Annotated in this window: 12 protein-coding genes and 4 tRNA genes; 6 read left to right on the top strand and 10 right to left on the bottom strand. The window is 71.9% G+C overall.

All coding sequences use genetic code 11. The features are described from left to right. Nucleotide 1 precedes the first annotated feature (1 nt). Both O145_RS07945 and uvrC read right to left on the bottom strand, forming a co-directional pair. Nucleotides 2-214 (bottom strand): TOBE domain-containing protein, encoded by a 213-nt coding sequence (locus tag O145_RS07945; RefSeq protein WP_043562120.1) that lies wholly within the window; start codon nucleotides 212-214, stop codon nucleotides 2-4. After that, nucleotides 211-2,388: an excinuclease ABC subunit UvrC gene (uvrC, locus tag O145_RS07940; protein ID WP_043562118.1), complete on the bottom strand. Its 2,178-nt coding sequence runs from the start codon at nucleotides 2,386-2,388 to the stop codon at nucleotides 211-213. The genes O145_RS07945 and uvrC overlap by 4 nt, the downstream gene beginning before the upstream one ends. A 69-nt stretch (nucleotides 2,389-2,457) precedes the next feature. On the opposite strand from uvrC, the gene O145_RS07935 reads away from it, so the two are divergent. Next, complete coding sequence (locus O145_RS07935; protein ID WP_043562116.1) at nucleotides 2,458-3,345, top strand: HAD-IIB family hydrolase; 888 nt, start codon at nucleotides 2,458-2,460, stop codon at nucleotides 3,343-3,345. Between the two features lie 25 nt (nucleotides 3,346-3,370). Next, nucleotides 3,371-4,249 carry a Cof-type HAD-IIB family hydrolase gene (locus O145_RS07930; RefSeq protein WP_052374839.1) on the top strand — a complete coding sequence of 293 codons (879 nt, stop codon included), beginning with the start codon at nucleotides 3,371-3,373 and terminating at the stop codon, nucleotides 4,247-4,249. Between the two features lie 56 nt (nucleotides 4,250-4,305). Here the strand turns inward: O145_RS07930 and O145_RS16450 are convergent, their stop codons facing one another. The 4 genes from O145_RS16450 to O145_RS07910 all read right to left on the bottom strand — a co-directional run bounded on the left by O145_RS16450 (nucleotide 4,306) and on the right by O145_RS07910 (nucleotide 5,634). Then, nucleotides 4,306-4,941: a winged helix-turn-helix domain-containing protein gene (locus tag O145_RS16450; RefSeq protein WP_052374838.1), complete on the bottom strand. Its 636-nt coding sequence runs from the start codon at nucleotides 4,939-4,941 to the stop codon at nucleotides 4,306-4,308. A 436-nt stretch (nucleotides 4,942-5,377) separates the two neighbouring features. Continuing rightward, a tRNA-Val gene (locus O145_RS07920) sits at nucleotides 5,378-5,449 on the bottom strand. A 1-nt stretch (nucleotide 5,450) separates the two neighbouring features. Further along, nucleotides 5,451-5,521, bottom strand: a tRNA-Cys gene (locus O145_RS07915). A 40-nt stretch (nucleotides 5,522-5,561) separates the two neighbouring features. Next, nucleotides 5,562-5,634, bottom strand: a tRNA-Gly gene (locus tag O145_RS07910). A 151-nt stretch (nucleotides 5,635-5,785) separates the two neighbouring features. Between O145_RS07910 and O145_RS07905 the strand changes: the two genes are divergently transcribed. Together O145_RS07905 and O145_RS07900 are read left to right on the top strand one after the other, a co-directional pair. Continuing rightward, nucleotides 5,786-5,858, top strand: a tRNA-Val gene (locus O145_RS07905). 158 nt (nucleotides 5,859-6,016) lie between these two features. Then, entirely contained in the window at nucleotides 6,017-6,802 is a 786-nt protein-coding gene (locus O145_RS07900) for an inositol monophosphatase family protein (protein ID WP_043562114.1), read from the top strand. 1,542 nt (nucleotides 6,803-8,344) lie between these two features. Here O145_RS07900 and O145_RS07895 read toward each other — a convergent pair. Further along, nucleotides 8,345-9,721: a UTP--glucose-1-phosphate uridylyltransferase gene (locus tag O145_RS07895; RefSeq protein ID WP_043562112.1), complete on the bottom strand. Its 1,377-nt coding sequence runs from the start codon at nucleotides 9,719-9,721 to the stop codon at nucleotides 8,345-8,347. Between the two features lie 171 nt (nucleotides 9,722-9,892). Here O145_RS07895 and O145_RS07890 point away from each other — a divergent pair, with 171 nt between their 5' ends. Next, entirely contained in the window at nucleotides 9,893-12,613 is a 2,721-nt protein-coding gene (locus O145_RS07890) for a DUF2339 domain-containing protein (protein ID WP_043562111.1), read from the top strand. Nucleotides 12,614-12,638: 25 nt separating this feature from the next. On the opposite strand, the gene pdxT is transcribed toward O145_RS07890, so the two are convergent. Further along, entirely contained in the window at nucleotides 12,639-13,184 is a 546-nt protein-coding gene (gene pdxT / locus O145_RS07885) for a pyridoxal 5'-phosphate synthase glutaminase subunit PdxT (protein ID WP_229118437.1), read from the bottom strand. Beyond that, the gene (gene pdxS, locus O145_RS07880; protein ID WP_084682459.1) at nucleotides 13,178-14,098 is read right to left on the bottom strand and encodes a pyridoxal 5'-phosphate synthase lyase subunit PdxS; all 921 of its coding nucleotides are present in this window, start codon (nucleotides 14,096-14,098) and stop codon (nucleotides 13,178-13,180) included. The genes pdxT and pdxS overlap by 7 nt, the downstream gene beginning before the upstream one ends. Nucleotides 14,099-14,211: 113 nt before the next feature. Between pdxS and pdxR the strand changes: the two genes are divergently transcribed. Then, nucleotides 14,212-15,525, top strand: coding sequence for a MocR-like pyridoxine biosynthesis transcription factor PdxR (gene pdxR / locus O145_RS07875; RefSeq protein WP_043562107.1), 1,314 nt, complete (start codon nucleotides 14,212-14,214; stop codon nucleotides 15,523-15,525). 35 nt (nucleotides 15,526-15,560) lie between these two features. Here pdxR and uvrA read toward each other — a convergent pair whose 3' ends face one another. After that, the gene (gene uvrA, locus O145_RS07870) at nucleotides 15,561-18,407 is read right to left on the bottom strand and encodes an excinuclease ABC subunit UvrA (protein ID WP_043562105.1); all 2,847 of its coding nucleotides are present in this window, start codon (nucleotides 18,405-18,407) and stop codon (nucleotides 15,561-15,563) included. Between the last annotated feature and the right edge of the window lie 19 nt (nucleotides 18,408-18,426).

Raw genomic sequence — 18,426 nt, 5'->3', positions numbered from 1 at the left:
CTCAGTCCTCCACGCCCACCATGACCGAGGAGGCCTTGATGACCGCGACGGCCTTGGCGCCCTCGGTCAGGCCGAGCTCCTCGATGGCGGCGTTGGTGATGGAGGAGGTGATGACGACCCCGGGAGCCACCTCGATGGTGACAATGCCGTTGACGGCGCCCTTCTCGATGGCGATGACGGTGCCGGGCAGCTGGTTGCGCGCGGAGAGCCTCATGCGGGTTCCTTCCGGTCGTGCCGGCCGTCGGAGCCCGCGGGGTCCCGGACCGGCGTGAGGTTTTTGAGAATCGTAGCGGCCAGGGCCGGGCCGATGCCCTTGACCGAGGCGATCTCCTCCGCGCTGGCGGCGCGGATCCGCTTGACGGAGCCGAACTTCTTGAGCAGGGCGGCCTGTCGTGCAGGGCCGAGCCCGGGCACGTCGTCGAGCACGGAGCGAGTCATGCCCGCCGAGCGCTTCTTGCGGTGGTGGGTGATGGCGAAGCGGTGCGACTCGTCGCGCAGGTACTGCAGCAGGTAGAGGGCGGGGGAGGTTCGCGGCAGCACCACGGGGAACTCGTCGCCCGGAACCCATACCTCCTCCAGGCGCTTTGCCAGGCCCACCAGGGGCACGTCGATGCCGAGCTCGTCCAGGACGGCGCGGGCGGCGCCCACCTGCGGCGGGCCGCCGTCGACGACGACGAGGCCGGGGGCGTAGGAGAAGCGTCGGGCGCGACCGGTCTCGGGGTCGATGGGCCCCGAGGCGATGGGGACGCCGTCGCCGTCGGCCCCGACGAGCTCCCGAATGGACTCGGCGCCCGCCTCCCCGGGGCCGGCGCCCTGCTCGGCCAGCAGCCGCTTGAAGCGGCGGGTGAGGACCTCGCCCATGGCGGCGGTGTCGTCGGCCGCCCCGCCGCCGTCCTGGCCACGAACGATGAAGCGCCGGTAGTCGGCCTTCCGGGGCGCGCCGTCCTCGAAGACGACCATGGATCCGACCTGGTGGGTGCCCTGGGTGTGGGAGATGTCGTAGCACTCGATGCGCAGTGGCGCCTCGGGCAGGTCGAGGGCCTCGGCGAGCTCCTCCAGGGCGGCCGAGCGCTGGGTGAGGTCGCCAGCGCGGCGGGTCTTGTGCAGGCGCAGCGCCTCCTCCGCGTTCTTGCGTACGGTATCCATAAGGGCGGCCTTGTCGCCGCGGGCCGGCACGCGCAGGTCGACCCTCGCGCCTCGCAGACCGGCCAGCCACTGGCGCACGGCACCGGCGTCGGCGGGCACGGCGGGGACGAGGACCTCGCGCGGGACGGCGGTGGTGGCCGCGTGGGCGACGTCGTCGACGCTGGTTGCCGCAGCGGCTCCGGAGCGCCGCGCCCGGGCGCCCTGGGGCCCGGAGCGCGCCAGCGGCGCAGCCGGGGCGCGCTCCCCCACCCCCAACGAGGTCGTGGGGCCCGAGCGCTCGGGCGCGCCCGCCCCGGAGGGGTCGAGCAGGTCGCCGTAGATCTGCTGGAGAAGGCGCTCGACAAGCTCGGCGTCGGCAGCGTCCTCGACCAGGTCGATGACCCAGCCGCGCTGACCGCGCACGCGCCCGCCGCGCACGTGGAAGACCTGGACGGCGGCGGTGAGCTCGTCGCGGGCCAGGGCGAAGACGTCGACGTCGGTGGCGTCGGGCAGGACGACGGCGTTGCGCTCGATGACCTTGCGCAGGGCATCGGCGTCGTCGCGCAGACGGGCGGCCTTCTCGAACTCCAGGTTCCTGGCGGCCAGGCGCATGCGGTCCTCGAGCTCGCGCATGTAGGGGCCGGTGCGCCCGGCCATGAAGGAGCAGAAGTCCTCGGCGAGCTCCCGGTGGTCGGCCTCGCCTATGCGGCCCACACAGGGCGCGGAGCACTTGTCGATATAGCCCAGCAGGCAGGGGCGGCCCGAGGCGCGGGCACGTCTGAACACTCCGGGCGAGCAGGAGCGGATGGGGAAGACGCGCAGGAGCTGGTCGAGGGTCTCGCGGATGGACCACGCCTGCACGAACGGGCCGAAGTAGCGGGTCCCGGGCCTGCGGGCGCCGCGCACCACCTGGGCGCGCGGGTAGGTCTCGGACATGGTGACGGCCAGGTACGGGTAGGACTTGTCGTCCTTGTACATGACGTTGAAGCGCGGGTGGAACTCCTTGATCCAGGAGTACTCCAGGGCCAGGGACTCCACCTCGGTGCCCACGACCGTCCACTCCACGGCGCAGGCGGTGGTCACCATCGTCTGGGTGCGCGGGTGCAGGGCGGCCGGGTCCTGGAAGTAGCTGGACAGGCGGGAGCGCAGGTTCTTGGCCTTGCCGACGTAGATGACGCGGCCCTCGCCGTCGAGGAACCGGTAGACGCCGGGCGAGGTGGGGATCTCGCCGGGGGCGGGGCGGTACGTCGAGGGGTCGGCCATACAGGGCAGACTAGAGGAGTCGGATCAGAGCCCTGTTGCGGACGCCCGTCCGCCGGTAGGTTGCCGGTTATGAGCAGCGCCACTCATGCCGCCCCTCCGCCCGCGACCGGCGTCCGCCCCCCAGGCCTGCGCCTGGTGGCCGTTGACATGGACGGCACCTTCCTCGGCCCCGGCCTGCCCGGAACCTACGACCGCGCCCGCTTCGCCCCGCTGCGGGCCCGCATGCGCGAGCAGGGCGTGCGCTTCGTGGTGGCCTCCGGCAACCAGGAGCACCAGATCGCCGGGTACTTCGAGGGCAAGGAGGGCGGGGTGGCCCTGCGGCCCGACGGCATCGTCTCGGACAACGGCGCCATTGTCACCGCCTTTGACGCTGCCGGGCATCAGCGGCTCCTGGAGTCCTCCATGCCCGCGGAGGCGCTCGCAGCGGCCCTGTCCGTCCTGGAGGACTACCCGGGCATCGGCGTTCTCGGTTCCGGGCCGGAGGGGGCCGTCCTGCCCGAGGACCAGGACCCGGAGCTGAGTCAGCTGCTGGTGCGCTACCACACGCGCTTCCGGTTCGTACCCGACCGTGCGAGCATCGCCGCCCACCGGGTGTCCAAGCTCGCGATCGTGGACCTGCGGGGGATCGACCCGGATCTGCCCGCCCGTCTGGACGAGGCGCTGGGCGCAGCGGTGAGGGCGGTGACCTCGGGGCACGAGTCGGTCGACCTGATCGTCGCGGGCCGTCACAAGGCCTCCGGGCTCGATCTTCTGCTCGACCACTGGGGGCTGCGCCGCGACGAGGCGGCCGCCTTCGGCGACTCGGCCAACGATGCGGAGATGCTGCGGCACGTGGGGGTGGGCGTGGCCATGGGCAACGCCTCGCCACAGGCCGCAGCGGCCGCGCACCACCGCGCACCCGCAAACACCGAGGCGGGTGTGCTTGCCGTTCTCGAGTCCTGGTTCCCTGAGCGCTGAGAGACCGAGACCAAGGAGACGTCCCGTGTGCGCAGGCTCTCAGCTTCCCTTCGCCGCCGCGCCGGACCGCCGGCGGGTCGTCCTGATCGACGTCGACGGCACCCTGGTCACCTACACCGGTGCCCTGCCCGACTCCGCCGCCAGCGCGGTGCGGCGGGCGCGCGCCGCCGGGCACCGCGTCTACCCCGCCACCGGCCGCTCCAAGGCCGAGATGCCCGCATGGTTCGACGAGGTCGGCTTCGACGGGATGATCGGCGCCAACGGCTCCTACATCGAGTCCGACGGCGAGGTGGTGGCCCACCGGCGCATGGCGCCCGTGGATGTGGCTGCCGTCGTCAACTGGCTGACCCGGCGCGGTCTGCCCTTCTACCTCGAGGCCAACTCCGGCCTGTACGCCTCCCCCGGGTTCCGTCAGGCCGCCCTGCCGGCCGTGCGCGCCTATGTCGCGGGCAAGGGCCGGGCCGACGCCGGGGCGGTGAGCGTCGATGAGGTCCTGCACGGGCTCGTGGAGACCGCCGACCTCGCCCGCGACGACGTCAACAAGATCAGCTATGTGCTCTCGGGCCCCGCAGACCTGGAGGCGGCGCGTGCGGCCTTCCCCGCGCTCGCGCACAGATCGTGGGGCGGGCGGGGGCACGCCGCGCTCTTCGGCGACACGGGCGTCAAGGGGATCGCGAAGTCCCGCGCGATCGATCTCCTGCTCGCCCGCATCGGCGCGGAGCTCGCCGACACGGTGGCCCTCGGCGACGCGATGGTCGACATCGACATGCTCGGCCACTGCGGCGTGGGCGTGGCCATGGGCAACGCCTCGCAGGCGGTCAAGGATGTCGCGGACCTGGTGACCGACGACGTCGAGGACGACGGCCTGGCGAAGGCCCTCGCGCGTCTGGGCCTGCTGGGCTGACGGCGGGCGCGCCGCGAGTCGGGACGGCGGCGGGCGCACCTGGCGCGGGGCCGGGCTCAGGGCGCGCCCGGGTCGCCCTCCCGGCCCTCGCGCTCGGGCGTCTGCTCGGCCGGCAGCTCCAGGCGCGCGCCCCGGCGGGTCTCGGGGACGAGGTCGGTGGTGAATGCGTACCGGGTGAAGGGCGTGCCGGGCTCGGCGCTCTCGCGGGCGGCGTCGGCCGCCCGGCGCATCTCGGTGGCCAGGTCCGCCAGACACCGGGCGTAGGTGCGGGCCAGGTCCTTCGGCATCCAGATCATGCCATCGATGTGGACCAGCGGGCCCTCCTCCGCCGCCTGGGCGTTAATGACGTGCTCGGCGACCTGGCTGAAGCGCGTCCGCAGCACGGCGCCGAAGGCGTCGTCCAGGTCTTCGGCGTCACCCGCCTCATCGGTGTCCGTGATCCCGCGCTGAGGCGAGGTGTACCAGTGGTCGCGCGCCGTGCTGCCCTCGGGGCCCTCGGCGTCCTGGACGTATCCGGCGTCCCGCAGCCTGCGGATGTGGTAGCTGATGGAGTTGGCGGGCTCTCCGAGGATCTCAGCGAGGTCGGCCGCCCGCAGCGGCCTGTTGGCGTCCCACATCTCGGTGAGGATCGCCAGACGAAGCGGATGCGCGACGGCTCTCATCACGGCGGGGTCGGCGACCTTGCGGGGCATGGGTCGACCCTAGACAGCGGGAGAATCCTGCGCAAGACTCAATGTACAGCAAGTATTGCGCATAATCTGCTGCGCCTTCATGGTTGCGTGAGAGATATTGCGCCAGACTCTCCGGCTCTTGCGGCTGCGCCCGCTCCGCTGTGGCGCAGCCGGGCCGCCGCGGTTCGCAGGGGACACCCTCGCGGACTCGGCACCTCCCCGTACGTCCTCGTCCCGTTTCGCGGGCCTCGCGCGCCCTGCGCCTACCTGCGCGGACACCGGGCCGCTCACCATCGGACCGGGTGCGGCCATGCCCCTCAGAGCGGTTGCCGCAGTTGCCGCGCCACGGCTCAACCGGCGCGCGTCAGAGGCGCCTGCTGCGCGCCGAGAGCAGACAGAACTGAGCGGTCAAAGAAGACCGCAGCATGTGAGCGGGTACGGTGCATCGGGTCGGCGGTGGGCGATACTGGGATCGAACCAGTGACCTCTTCCGTGTCAGGGAAGCGCGCTCCCGCTGCGCCAATCGCCCGAGGTGGGTACCGGATTCGAACCGGTGTAAACGGCTTTGCAGGCCGGTGCCTAGCCTCTCGGCCAACCCACCAGTGAAGGTGCTGGGGGCTGGGAGGCTCCCTGCTCCTCGGAGCGGATGACGGGACTCGAACCCGCGACCCTCACCTTGGCAAGGTGATGCTCTACCAACTGAGCCACATCCGCGTGCATTCCACCGCCCCGCCTCGGGACGCGTGACGCTGGAAAACCATAACACCCTGACGGCCGTCGACCGCAAACGTCAGCACGGTGATCCACCTCACCAGAACCTCATTTGCCCGACGGCGTCGGCGGTGGATAGCCTGTCCCCCGCATCGGGCGATTGGCTCAGGGGTTAGAGCGCCTCGTTCACACCGAGGAGGTCACTGGTTCGATTCCAGTATCGCCCACCGCGATGTCTTCACGCGAAGGCTGCGCCGCGGGCGGCGTATGCGCGGCTCGATCCCCGCCGCCACCACGCCGCACGATTCCACGGCCGCCCCGGCATCCTCGATGTCAACTATCGGCCGCTCGGCGGCGGTTGATTGTCTCGCAGTACGATCACCCCATGAGCCCGACCGACTCGGAGACCGCCGTCAGCGCCGCCGAGGCCGCTGCGCAGGTCCATCGCTCGTGGGTGGGCAGCGACCTCGGGCGACGGTGGAAGTCCGGAGCCGATTTCGCCACCGAAGTGGATACCGCGGCCGAGAACGCCATCCTCGCCGTTGTGCGGAGCCAGCGTCCCGACGACGCGGTGATCGCCGAGGAGTCCGGCCGCAGCGGTCCCCGGGACGCGGAGCGCGTGTGGTTCGTCGACCCGCTGTGCGGCACTCTCAACTACGCCGCCGGGGAAGGGCCCTATGGCGCTTCGGTGGCCCTTACGCAGGGCGACGACGTTCTCGCCGCAGCCGTCGCGGAGCCGCACCGGTTGACCTGGACGAACGGGGCAGAGGCCTTCATACGCGTCTCCGGCCATGATGAGCCCGCCGCCCCGAGCGCGTCCTCGCGGATCGTCGAGATCCTCATGGAAACGGTCGACCCGGACGAACAGGGATTCTCCTCCGCACGGTTCTGGAGGTCCTCGGCCTTCCAGACCCTGAGTCCCCGGTTCGTCGGCACCGGCATCGCCCTCGCCTGGGTGGCGACCGGGCTCCGCGCCGGGCTCGTCCTGCCGGGGCGGCGCCAGACCAGTGTTCACTTCTCCAGCGGAATCGGAATCTGCCGGGCCGCGGGATGCGTCCTCACCGGGCTGCGCGGCGAACCGCTCCATCTTTGTCACGACGGTCTCGTCTGCGCCGCCGATGCCGCGACGCACGCCCTGCTGCTCGCTGGAGTAGCCGAGCAGCTCGGCTGAGGATGAGGCGCTGCGGGCCGCACTCCTGCCGAGAGCACGAACAGCGGCCGCGGATCCGCTTTGAAGGGAGGTCCGGCCGAAATAGTCCGGGACGACGGCGTGAAAGCAGCGCCAGTTCTCTATCGGGCCAAGATCCTTCCAGGTATGGCTGGAGTTAAACAAGGTCGGTGTGTGGTGGTGTGATTGGGGGTGCTCGACGTCGTGGTCGAGGGTGTGGTTGGTGGTGTAGGCGGTGAGGGGCGCGAGGGTGTTCTCCGGGGCGAGCGGGCTGGGGCTGGCGGTGCTGGCTCTGGCGGTGTCCCGTACGTGCTTGGTGGGACCCGGTATCGGGGGCGCAGGGCGGGCATGTAGATGGGCGTGATGCGTCCTGGCTCCTGGCCGGGGGCGTATAGGTCGGTCAGGGCCTTGGCGTGGTGGAGCCTGGCGTTGTCCAGGACGGCCGCGGTCCTCCTTGTCCCTCGTCGGTCTCGCGCGCCAGGCGACCCGTCATGAGGGCGGGTCTGCTCGGCGTCCTGGTCTCCCTGGATCGGGTGGGTCCTCATTGTCCTGGTCGTCAGGCTCAGTGCCCCGAGGAACGACCGGCTCGCCTTCGCCCGGTCCACGGACAGCCTTGTTCTTTTTCCCTTGGGAAGCCACATGCGTCGGGTCCCGGCCTCGTGGCGGGCGCGGACCTCCTCAACGGCGCCAGGCCTCCCACCCCGCTTCCAGCAGATCGTTGACCTGGCGCCGGATCTCGGCCATCCGCCTGGCGGCGCCCCTCTCTTGTCGCGGCGCCCCCCGGACGGGTCGGGGAGCCTGAGGCTCATGCCCGACAGGGCGCATGAGCAGCAGGTCAGGAGGAGCCGGACCTGTACCCGACGCCGAACCTGATCGGACGCGACATCCTCAAGGAGCCGCGGGCGCCCCAGAGCACGGCCCCGGCACCCGTCCCCGAGAGCAGCTTCGATGGCGGCTCACCAGGAACCTCCTCCACCTCCTCCCTTCTGCGCCCGCTTGAGCCTCGCCGCGCTCTCGCCCACGGCGTGACCGGTTACCACGAGGGCCCAGCCTGGCCCTTCCGCCACCGCGACAGCCACTCACGCACCGCCTCCCCCGGCCCGCCCGACCACCTCCGCAATTAATATCCAGGCCGACGCCACGGGCAGCGCACACAACCGCCTCCACCTCAATCCTCACAAGCCTGCAGGATGTCCGAACGCCTCCTCCACCTGACGAGGACGCCCCGCTCCTTGTCCATCATGTCGACCTGCACGAGGCAGTCCTCGTGCGAGATCCTCCGCAGACGCCAACCAGGAGTCCCGCAGCAGCCGCTCCAGAATACCATCTTGTTTAATTCCAGCCATAGCCGCTCAAGACGCGCAGAAGGGCAACGGCAGTCTTCAGCGGCCCGAGCTCGACCTGCGCCGGGCTCAGATCAAGGACGGCGCGGTGACCGAAGTATTCGCCCTGCGACAGGGCGGAGGCGCTCGAGCGCACACGGAGCGGGGCCCGGACCGGCATGGTCCGGGCCCCGGCGCACCGGTTGGCGCATTGGGACGGAGGTCAGAGCCGGGTGCCGGGGGCCACCTCCCCCGGCGAACCGGCCTGGGCAACATGGGCGTCACCAGTGGCGACGACGCCGGCCCCGAAGGTCCAGTCCCCCTCCACCGTGAAGCGCTCGGCGCCCCGCAGCGACGGCGCCCCCGCCGGGAAGCGTGCGTCGAAGTCCTTGATCTTCTTGTAGTAGCGCGGATCGAGACTCACGGTGCAGGCCCGCTCGGCAACCATCCGGAGCAGGCCGTCCTCATCGACCTCGTAGACGTCTGAGCGCAGCAGAAGCAGGTCGTTGGTCGTCTTGACCGGCAGGAAGCGGCTGCGCGGCACCTCGACGGCGGTGGCGCCCTCGAAGGCCTCGACGGCGGCGCCCATCGCGGTCTCGAGCTGGATGACCGGCGTCGAGGAGGAGTCGGCCGGATCGACCGTCTTGGCGTTCCTGATCAGCGGCAGGCCGAGGATCCCCTTGCGCTCGGTGAGCGTGTCGCGCAGGACCCGCAGGTCGAACCAGAGGTTGTTGGTGTGGAAGAAGGGGTGGCGGTACTGGTCGGTGAAGAAGTGCATCTCGTCAGCCGGCGTCTGCGCGGTGTCGCGCAGAATGATCCGGCCATCGCTCTTGCGCACCGCCAGGTGCCCGCCCTTGACGTCGGCGGGCGTGCGCCGGCACATCTCGGGGGCGTACGGTGCGCCGGAGGCCGCGAACCAGCCGGCGATGCGGGCGCTCGGCGCGGCACCCAGGTTGTCGGAGTTGGAGGTCATGGCGTACCTGTAACCGTGCTCCAGCAGCGTATCGAGGACGCCGGAGGCGACCAGGGCGGTGTAGATGTCGCCGTGCCCGGGCGGGCACCACTCGAGGTCGGGATCCGCCTCCCACGTCACGGGGGTGAGGTCGTCGGCACGAAGCTTGGGCTCCCGGTTCTGCAGGAAGTCCAGGGGAATCCCGTCGACCGCGACGCCGGGGTGCTCGGCGAGGGCCGCGAGCGTGTCGTCCCGGGTGCGGAAGGAGTCCATGAAGATCAGCGGCAGGGAGACGCCGTGGGTCCGGCGCGCCGCCATCACCTGGTCGACCAGGATGTCGAGGAAGGACTTGCCGTCGCGCACGGGCAGCAGCGACTTGGCCCTGTCCATGCCCATGGACGTGCCCAGGCCCCCGTTGAGCTTGATCATCACGGTGCGCGACAGCGCCTCGCGGGCACCGGCCTCGCTGATCTCAACGTCCTCGATGGAGTCGATATGCGTCAGAGACTCGATGGTCTCCTCGGGGATCAGACCGGTGGCGCCGTCCTCCAGGGCCCGGTAGTAGTGGCTGAAGACGTCGATGGCCTGCTGCGCGACGCCGGCGTCGCGCATCTTGCGCTGGGCGGCAGTGAGTCCGTTCTCGCTCATGGCGCGAGCCTAACGGGTCGCCTGCGCATCTGCGCACCATCCGCCGCAGCGCCTCTCCCCTCGGTTCACGCCGCCCGGGAGACGAGTTATCCACAGGGCTGCACTTCCCTTTTCTCCGGTGCAACCCATCTTCTACCCTCAATGAGTCACACCTCTTATCTGGAGGCAATCATGTCAGCGCCCTACTATCCCGGCGTCCAGCCCCCGTTCGGCGGCGAGCTCCGGGAGATCCTGCTCAGGCTCGACCTCATGGAGCGCAAGATCGACTGGATCGCGCAACGCGTGACCGCCCCCGAGCGCTCTGCGGCGGCACCCGAGCCCGCGGCCCGGTCCTGTGCGCGCTCTGAGACTACCGCGCCCGTGCAGCCGGAGCGGCCGAAGAAGCCCGCGCCGGAGACCGCCGCGGAGCGCCACGGGCCCGCGACACCCGAACCGGCGTCGGCGATCGCAGAGCCTCCCGCGGCGCAGGGCCCCGCCGTCCCCCGTCCTGCCGATGTCCCCCGGCCCGCCGCCGTGCCGCCGGCTGCGCAGCATCCGGCCCACGCGCCCCGGCCTCAACCCGCTGCTGCCGCGGCAACGGCGGTGTCCGGTGTGTACGGGCCCCCGTCCGCCGGGGCCCAGCGGCCGCCGTCCCCGATCGCCCCCTCCACCGGCTGGGACCGCGCGCGTTCGGAGGGCAATATCGGCCGCTACCTGCTGTCCGGCGCCGCCGCGATCCTGGTGGTGCTGGCGGCCGTCAGCCTCATCGCGCTGGTCTGGAGCTCCATCCCCGACACGATCAAGGTCGGCTTCCTCATGGCGGCCGCGGCTGGCCTGGTCGTCTCGGGCACCGCTGTGGCACGACGCAGCAAACGCCTGCAGGTCGCCGCCGCGACCCTGACCGGCACCGGCGGGGCGCTCGGTTTCGTCGCGGTCATCGGCGCCGTCCTGCTGGAGACGGGCCTGCCGGTCTTCGCGGCCTTCGGGCTCATGACCCTCTGGAGCATCGTCCTCCTGATCACCGCCAGGGCGACGAGCCAGATCTTCACGGCGGTCGTCTCGGGCCTGGGCACGCTGGTGACCATCGGCTTCGCGGCGTGGCACGCGGGCGCCCACCCGGACACGGCCTCGCTCATCTGGCCGCTCGTGTGCCTGGACGTCCTCGCCCTCGCCGCCATCACCGCCTACCTGGCGCGCTCCTCGACGTCCATGCGGCTGGCCCCCTGGTTCCCCGCCACCGCGGTCCCCGCCGCCATCGCCGCGCTCCTGCTCACTCCGGCCCGCACGCTGGCCGCGGAGAACGAGTCCCTGTGCGCCCTGCTCATGCTGTTCCCCGCCGCACTCCTGGGCGCACAGGTCCTCGATGCCGGTCCTCGGATCTACCGCGCGGGATGGCAGTGGGTCGCGGGCATCGACTGGGCCCTGGTGGGACTGGTCGCGGTGAGCGCGCAGCTCCGGCTCGTGGGCCTTCAGAGCCTCCTCCACGGGGGCTCGGGGCTCTCCGCCCCGGGCGGCGCCGAGCACCGCGTCCTGCTCGACGCCGGAGCCCTGGGCGTGCCCCTGCTGGTGGCCGTCGCCAGTGTCCTTCTCCTGACAGTGAGGACCCCGCAGGCGTGGCGCGCGCAGGTGACGTCGGTGCACCTGGCCATCGCCGTCGTCGTGGGGCTCGCCTCATGCTTCACGCAGATCCGTTTCTTCCCCGTCGTCGTCATCATGCTCGCGGCGGCCCTGGCGCTCTACGCGCGCCAGGGCCAGCCCACCGCCGTTCCCGTCATGGCGGCCTCCGGCGCCGCGGTGCTGGCGGGCGCGCTGCAGACCGACACCGTCAGCCGCGTCTGCGCCCTGGCCGGGTTCGTTCTCGTCCCGGCAGGAACGGCTGTGCTCGAGCAGGTGCTCGGCCGGGCGCCCCGGGCGCTCCCCGACAGCGGACCGCCGCATGAGGCCGGTACCGGAAGCATGACCGCGCGGCGCGACAACCTGGCCTCCGCGTCGTGGCTCCTGGCGGCCGACCTGGTTGTCCTTCTCCCCGTGCTCCTCTTCCAGGCCATGCCGTCCTCAGAGACGACGACGGCGGTCAGCGCGCTCGCTGGGGGTGTGATCGCCATTGCCCTGGTGCGTCTGGGCCTGGTCTGGTCCGCGCCCACTCCCACCGCGCTGCTGACCGCCGCCCTGGCCGGTCAGCGCGCAGGCGTCGACGGGACGACGCCGACGGCTCCCACGCCTCCGGCGCCTCTGTGGGGCGGCTACCTCGCTCTGGCCGTCATGGGACTGGTCCAGCTCCTCTGCGCAATGACGGTCAGTGCTCTCATATGGCAGTTGCTGCTGGTTGCCGTTGCCCTGGGCGCCGGGACGACGGCGGCCTGGTTGCTGTGGCCGTGGCTGCGCCGCCCCGCCGAGGCGCTGGCCACGGCAGGGCTCATGTCGGTCCTGGTGTGGTGGTCCATCCGGGTTCTCGCGGGCGAGCGCATGTCGGGCATCATCCTGACGGTCGTGCTGCTGGCGACCGGCGCGGCGTGCATCGCCGCCGGCTTCCGGCTGCGGGCCACGATGCTGCGCCACTACGGCCTCGTGCTGGTGCTCGTCTCGGTGCTCAAGCTGGCGGTCATGGACATCGGCGACCAGAGCTCCGTCACCCGCATTATCGCCCTGGGAGCCGCCGGCCTCGTCTGTTTCGGCCTGTCACTGGCCTACAACCGCATTGCCGCCGACGGGAACGGGAGCGCGCCACCTGCGCGGCCAGCGCCTCCTGCCGGGGGTCCTGCCGCGCCCCCTTCCGTGTCACCGGGGTCCTACGGCATCGCACCCCAGACGGGCCGGCCGGCCGCGGCCGAGTACGGGCACGCCGGCGGGCCCACCGGACCCGCCGGTGGTACCGGCCGTGCCGATGACAGCCGGTTCCAGCCGCCGCGGTAGGGGCCGGCGCCCCGCCCGGACGCGCTCAGGCGAGCAGGAGCCGGTGCAGGGTCGCGTCCCCCGTCAGCTCGGGGTGGTAGGAGACGGCCATGACGGAGCCGGCCTCCACCCCGACGACGCGCGGGGGGCGGCTCGGGCGGGCGGGGTCGGCGTAGGTCGAGCACACGCTCACCCCCGCACCCACGCGCGTGACGGCCGGGGCGCGGATGAAGGCCGCCGTCAGCGGGGCACCCTTCCACTCCAGGTCGGCGCTGGCGGAGTCGACCTGGGGTCCGAAGGCGTTGCGCTCGACGTCGACGTCGAGCACTCCCAGGGCCGCCAGGACGATGAGTCCCGCGCAGGTGCCCAGGGTCGGCAGGCGCGAGGCCGCCTCGGTCAGGGGTTCGCGCAGCCCGATCAGGTCCACCAGCCGCAGCAGGGTGGTCGACTCCCCGCCGGGCAGGATGAGGGCGTCCAGGCCGCGCAGGCTCTCGGGGCGCCGCACGGGCACGATGTCGTGGCCCAGGGCCTCCACGAGGCGGGCGTGCTCGACAACGTCTCCCTGGAGCGCGAGGATCCCGACCCTCACCAGCCGCGCTCCGCCAGGCGGTGGGGCGCGGGCAGGTCCGCCACATTGATGCCGACCATGGCCTCGCCCAGGCCGCGTGAGGCCTCCAGGACGGCGGCGGGGTCGTCGTGCCAGGCGGTCGCGCGCACGATCGCGGCCGCCCGGCGGGCCGGATCCCCGGACTTGAAGATCCCCGAGCCCACGAAGACGCCGTCGGCGCCGAGCTGCATCATCATGGCGGCGTCGGCGGGCGTGGCCACGCCGCCGGCCGTGAACAGCACGACGGGCAGCCCTCCGGCTTCGGCGACCTCGCGCACCAGCTCGTAGGGAGCGCCGAGCTCCTTGGCGGCGACGTAGAGCTCGTCCGCGCCCAGCCCCCGCAGCGCCGCGATCTCCTTGGTGATGGTGCGGATGTGGCGGGTGGCCTCGGAGACGTCGCCGGTGCCGGCCTCTCCCTTGGAGCGGATCATGGCCGCGCCCTCGCTCACGCGTCGCAGGGCCTCGCCGAGGTTGGTGGCCCCGCACACGAAGGGGACGGTGAAGCGGTGCTTGTCGATGTGGTGGACGTAGTCGGCCGGCGAGAGGACCTCGGACTCGTCAATGAAGTCGACCTTGAGCTCCTGGAGGACCTGGGCCTCGACGAAGTGCCCGATGCGGGCCTTGGCCATGACGGGGATGGAGACCGCCTCGATAATGCCGGCAATGAGGTCGGGGTCGCTCATGCGGGCCACGCCGCCCTGCGCGCGGATGTCGGCCGGCACGCGCTCGAGGGCCATGACCGCGACGGCCCCGGCGTCCTCGGCGATGCGGGCCTGCTCGGGCGTGACGACGTCCATAATGACGCCGCCCTTGAGCATGTCCGCCAACCCGCGCTTGACGAGCGGGGTTCCGGTTGACGGGGTCGGTGCGGGGCCGGTGCTCTTGGCGTTGTCGTTCATGGCCGCGATGCTGCCCCGAGAGGTGGACTACCCTGAAGTCCAGTTCCGGGCCGTTCCTTTGGACCACCTCGCGGGCAGGCGCTCGCACGGCCCGCCCGAGGGAGGCAACAGCCGTGCAGATCGAACGCGGCCGCCCCGTCCCCGTCCAGATCGTCGAGGACATCCGCGGCCGCATCACCGACTCCCGTCTTGCGCCGGGGGACCCGCTGCCCTCCACGCGCGTCCTGGCGCGCCAGCTGGGGATCTCGCGGGGCAGCGTCGTCAGCGCCTACGAGCAGCTGGCGGGCGAGGGCTTCCTCGTGGCGGGCCCCGGCGGCACCCGGGTGGACCCCTCGCTGCGGGTGCCCGCCGCGCCGACCGCGGACCCGGGCCCCGGTGTGCGCAGCACCCCTCTCCGAGGCGACCTGCGGCCGGGGGCCCCGGCCACGGGCCCGCTGACGACGGCCCTGTGGCGCAGCGCCTGGCGGGCGGCGGCCGCCCGCCCTACCGCGTACCCGCCCCTGGGCTCGGAACGCCTGCGCGCCCTCATCGCCGAGCACGTGCGCCTGACCCGGTCCATACGCGTCGATCCGCGCGACGTCGTCGTCACCTCCGGCGCACGCGACGGCCTGCGGCTGGTCCTGGCCGCCCACGGCCGCCCCGGCCGCCTCGCCGTAGAGGATCCCGGGTACCACTCCCTGCGGCAGGTGCCCCGCGCCATGGGGTGGAGGCTTCAGCCGGTGGGCACCGACGCCGCGGGCATGAGCGCCCGTCCCACAGGCGCCCCGGCCGATATTCTCCTGGTCACGCCCAACCACCAGTTCCCCACCGGGACCCAGATGCCCGCCTCGCGCCGTTTCGCCCTGCTGGAGGCGGCCTCCCGCACCGGCGCCCTCGTCGTCGAGGACGACTACGACTCCGAGCTGCGCTCGACCCACCCGCCTCTGCTCGCCCTGGACTCCGAGGGGCGGGTCGCCATGCTCGGCTCCTTCTCCAAGACCCTCACCCCGGCGCTGGCCCTGGGCTACCTCATTGTGCCGCCGAGTCTGCGCGAGCGGGTGGCCGACCTGTGCCTTCCGGTCTCCGGGCTGGTGCAGGACGCTGTGGCCCGCTACATGGAGGCAGGCGGGCTGCGGCGCCACACCGCGCGCATGCGCAGGGAGTACCGGGCCAGGCGGGCTGCCTTCGTCGACCTCTTCCCCGAGGGCGTCCCCATGGAGGGCGGGCTGCATGCCATTATCCCGCTGCCCGCCGGCGCCGACGAGGACCGCGTCGTCGCCCGGTGCCGCAGGCGGGGCCTCGCGGTCGAGGGCATGGCCGGCTACTGGTCGGCCCGGCGTCCGCGGGCCTCGGGCATCGTCCTGGGGCTGGGGACCGGGTCGCTGGAGCGCTTGCGGGAGCGGCTCGCCGTACTGCGGCGCGCCATCGACAGCGCCGACGGCGGCTGAGGACGCCGGGCCCACGAGAGCTGGCGCCCCGGCCCTCACTCGCGGGCGCGCCCCAGCATGGAAGCCAGGAAGCGGCCGGTGTAGGAGGCCTCGCTCCGGGCGATCTTCTCGGGCGTGCCCGTGGCGACGATGGTGCCGCCGCCCTTGCCCCCCTCCGGCCCCATGTCGATGACCCAGTCGGCGTTGGCGATGACGTCGAGGTTGTGCTCGATGACGACCACCGAGTTGCCCTTGGCGACCAGCCCCTGGAGCACTGCCAGCAGCTTGCGGATGTCCTCGAAGTGCAGGCCGGTGGTCGGCTCGTCCAGCACGTAGATGGTCCGCCCGGTGGAGCGGCGCTGGAGCTCGGTGGCGAGCTTGACGCGCTGCGCCTCCCCGCCCGACAGGGTGGTGGCGGCCTGGCCGAGGCGCACGTAGCCCAGGCCGACCTCCACCAGGGTGTTGAGGTGGCGGGCGATGATCGGGGTGGCGGCGAAGAAGTCAGCGGCCTGGCGGATGGTCATGTCCAGCACGTCGGCCACGGTCCTGTCCTTGTAGCGGACCTCCAGGGTCTCCCGGTTGTAGCGCGCCCCGTGGCAGACCTCGCAGGGGACGTAGACGTCGGGCAGGAAGTTCATCTCGATCTTCAGGGTGCCGTCGCCCTTGCAGGCCTCGCAGCGCCCGCCCTTGACGTTGAAGGAGAAGCGGCCGGGGGTGTAGCCGCGGACCTTGGACTCGGGGACCGCGGCGAAGATCTTGCGGATGTGGTCCCACACGCCCGTGTAAGTCGCGGGGTTGGAGCGCGGCGTGCGGCCGATGGGCGACTGGTCGACGTGGACGACCTTGTCGAGGTTGTCCAGGCCGCGCACCGTCTTGTGGCGTCCGGGCACGCCGCGGGCGCCGTTGAGCCGGTTGGCGAGCACCTGGTAGAGGATGGAGTTGATCAGGGAGGACTTGCCCGAGCCGGAGACTCCGGTGACGGCGGTGAACACCCCGAGCGGGATGGTGGCGGTAATGTCCTTGAGGTTGTTCTCGTGGGCTCCGACGACGGTCAGCTCGCGGCCCCTGACCGGCTTGCGGCGGGTGGCGGGGACCTGGATGGCGCGGCGCCCGGCCAGGTAGTCGCCGGTGACCGAGCCGGGCGCGTCGGACAGGCCGCCCACGGCCCCGGAGTAGACGATCTCGCCGCCCCTCTCCCCCGCGCCGGGGCCGATGTCCACCACCCAGTCGGCGGAGCGGATGGTGTCCTCGTCGTGCTCGACGACGATGAGGGTGTTGCCCAGGTCGCGCAGGCGCTCCAGGGTCTCGATGAGGCGGGCGTTGTCGCGCTGGTGCAGCCCGATGCTCGGCTCGTCCAGGACGTAGAGGACGCCGACCAGGCCGGAGCCGATCTGGGTGGCCAGGCGGATGCGCTGGGCCTCGCCGCCCGACAGCGTGGCGGCGCCGCGCGACAGGCTCAGGTAGTCCAGGCCGACGTCCACCAGGAAGCCGAGGCGGGCGTTGATCTCCGCCAGGACGCTGCCGGCGATCCTCGCCGCCTGCCCGGTCAGCTCCAGGTCCCGCAGGGCGTCGCGCGCCTCCCCGACGGGCAGGTCGCACAGCTGGGCGATCGAGCGGCCCCCCACTCGCACCGCCAGCACCTCGGGCTTGAGACGGGAGCCGTGGCAGGCCGGGCAGGGCACCTCGCGCATGTACCCCTGGTAGCGCTCCTTGGACCACTCGGACTCGGTCTCGTCGTGCTTGCGCATGACGTAGTCGAGCACGCCCTCGAAGCCGGTGGAGTAGATGCGCTCGCGCCCCCACCGGTTGCGATACCTGACCTGGACCTCGTAGTCCTTGCCGCGCAGGATGGCGTCCCTGGCGCGCCGGGGCAGGGCCCGCCAAGGGGTGTTGACGTCGAAGGACAGCTCCTCGCCCAGGGCCTTGAGCTGGCGGGTGAAGTACTTCTGGTGGCCGGCCCACGGGGCGATGGCACCCTCGGCCAGGGTGAGCTCCTCGTCGGGGACGACGAGCTCGGGGTCGACCTCCAGCCGGGAGCCGATGCCCGTGCACACCGGGCAGGCGCCGTAGGGGGCGTTGAAGGAGAAGGTGCGAGGCTCCATCTCGTCGAGCTGGAGGGGGTGCTCGTTGGGGCAGGCGCGCTTCTCTGAGAAGCGGCGCAGCCGCGCCGGGTCGTCCGCCTCGAGATCGACCAGGTCGATGAGTACCAGCCCATCGGCCAGGCCCAGGGCGGTCTCGATGGAGTCGGTCAGGCGCTGGCGCATGCCCTCGCGCACGACGAGCCGGTCGACGACGACCTCGATGTCGTGCTTGAGCCTCTTGCTGAGCTCGGGCACCTCGCCCAGCCGGTGGGTCTCGCCGTCGACGCGCACGCGGGAGAAGCCGCGCCCCTGCAGCTCGGCGAGCAGCTCGGAGTACTCCCCCTTGCGTCCGCGCACCACCGGGGCCAGGACCTGGAAGCGGGTGCCCTCGTCCATGGAGCGGACCTGGTCGACGATCTGCTGGGGCGTCTGGGAGGCGACGACGGCGTCGCACACGGGGCAGTGCTGGACGCCGGCGCGGGCGTAGAGCAGACGCAGGTAGTCGTAGACCTCGGTGACGGTGCCCACCGTCGAGCGGGGGTTGCGGGAGGTGGACTTCTGGTCGATGGAGACCGCGGGCGACAGGCCCTCGATGAAGTCGACGTCGGGCTTGTCCATCTGGCCGAGGAACTGGCGGGCGTAGGAGGACAAGGACTCGACGTAGCGGCGCTGGCCCTCGGCGAAGATCGTGTCGAAGGCCAGCGAGGACTTCCCGGATCCGGACAGGCCGGTGAAGACGATCATCTGGTTGCGCGGAAGGTCGAGACTGACCCCCTTGAGATTGTGCTCGCGGGCGCCACGGATGATGAGGGAGTCGTTCACGGGAATCGAGTCTAGGGGG

The organism is Actinomyces israelii DSM 43320 (assembly GCF_000711965.1).
GTDB lineage: Bacteria > Actinomycetota > Actinomycetes > Actinomycetales > Actinomycetaceae > Actinomyces > Actinomyces israelii.
The sequence above is the reverse complement of the archived record's forward strand: the minus strand, read 5'-3'. Positions and strand labels throughout refer to the sequence as shown.

Coding starts and splice junctions, on each gene's coding strand:
- O145_RS16450 (WP_052374838.1), bottom strand. CDS start 4,941: ATGCCCCGCAAGGTCGCCGACCCCGCCGTGATGAGAGCCGTCGCGCAT.
- O145_RS07890 (WP_043562111.1), top strand. CDS start 9,893: ATGTCAGCGCCCTACTATCCCGGCGTCCAGCCCCCGTTCGGCGGCGAG.
- uvrC (WP_043562118.1), bottom strand. CDS start 2,388: ATGGCCGACCCCTCGACGTACCGCCCCGCCCCCGGCGAGATCCCCACC.
- O145_RS07900 (WP_043562114.1), top strand. CDS start 6,017: ATGAGCCCGACCGACTCGGAGACCGCCGTCAGCGCCGCCGAGGCCGCT.
- O145_RS07895 (WP_043562112.1), bottom strand. CDS start 9,721: ATGAGCGAGAACGGACTCACTGCCGCCCAGCGCAAGATGCGCGACGCC.
- pdxS (WP_084682459.1), bottom strand. CDS start 14,098: ATGAACGACAACGCCAAGAGCACCGGCCCCGCACCGACCCCGTCAACC.
- O145_RS07945 (WP_043562120.1), bottom strand. CDS start 214: ATGAGGCTCTCCGCGCGCAACCAGCTGCCCGGCACCGTCATCGCCATC.
- O145_RS07935 (WP_043562116.1), top strand. CDS start 2,458: ATGAGCAGCGCCACTCATGCCGCCCCTCCGCCCGCGACCGGCGTCCGC.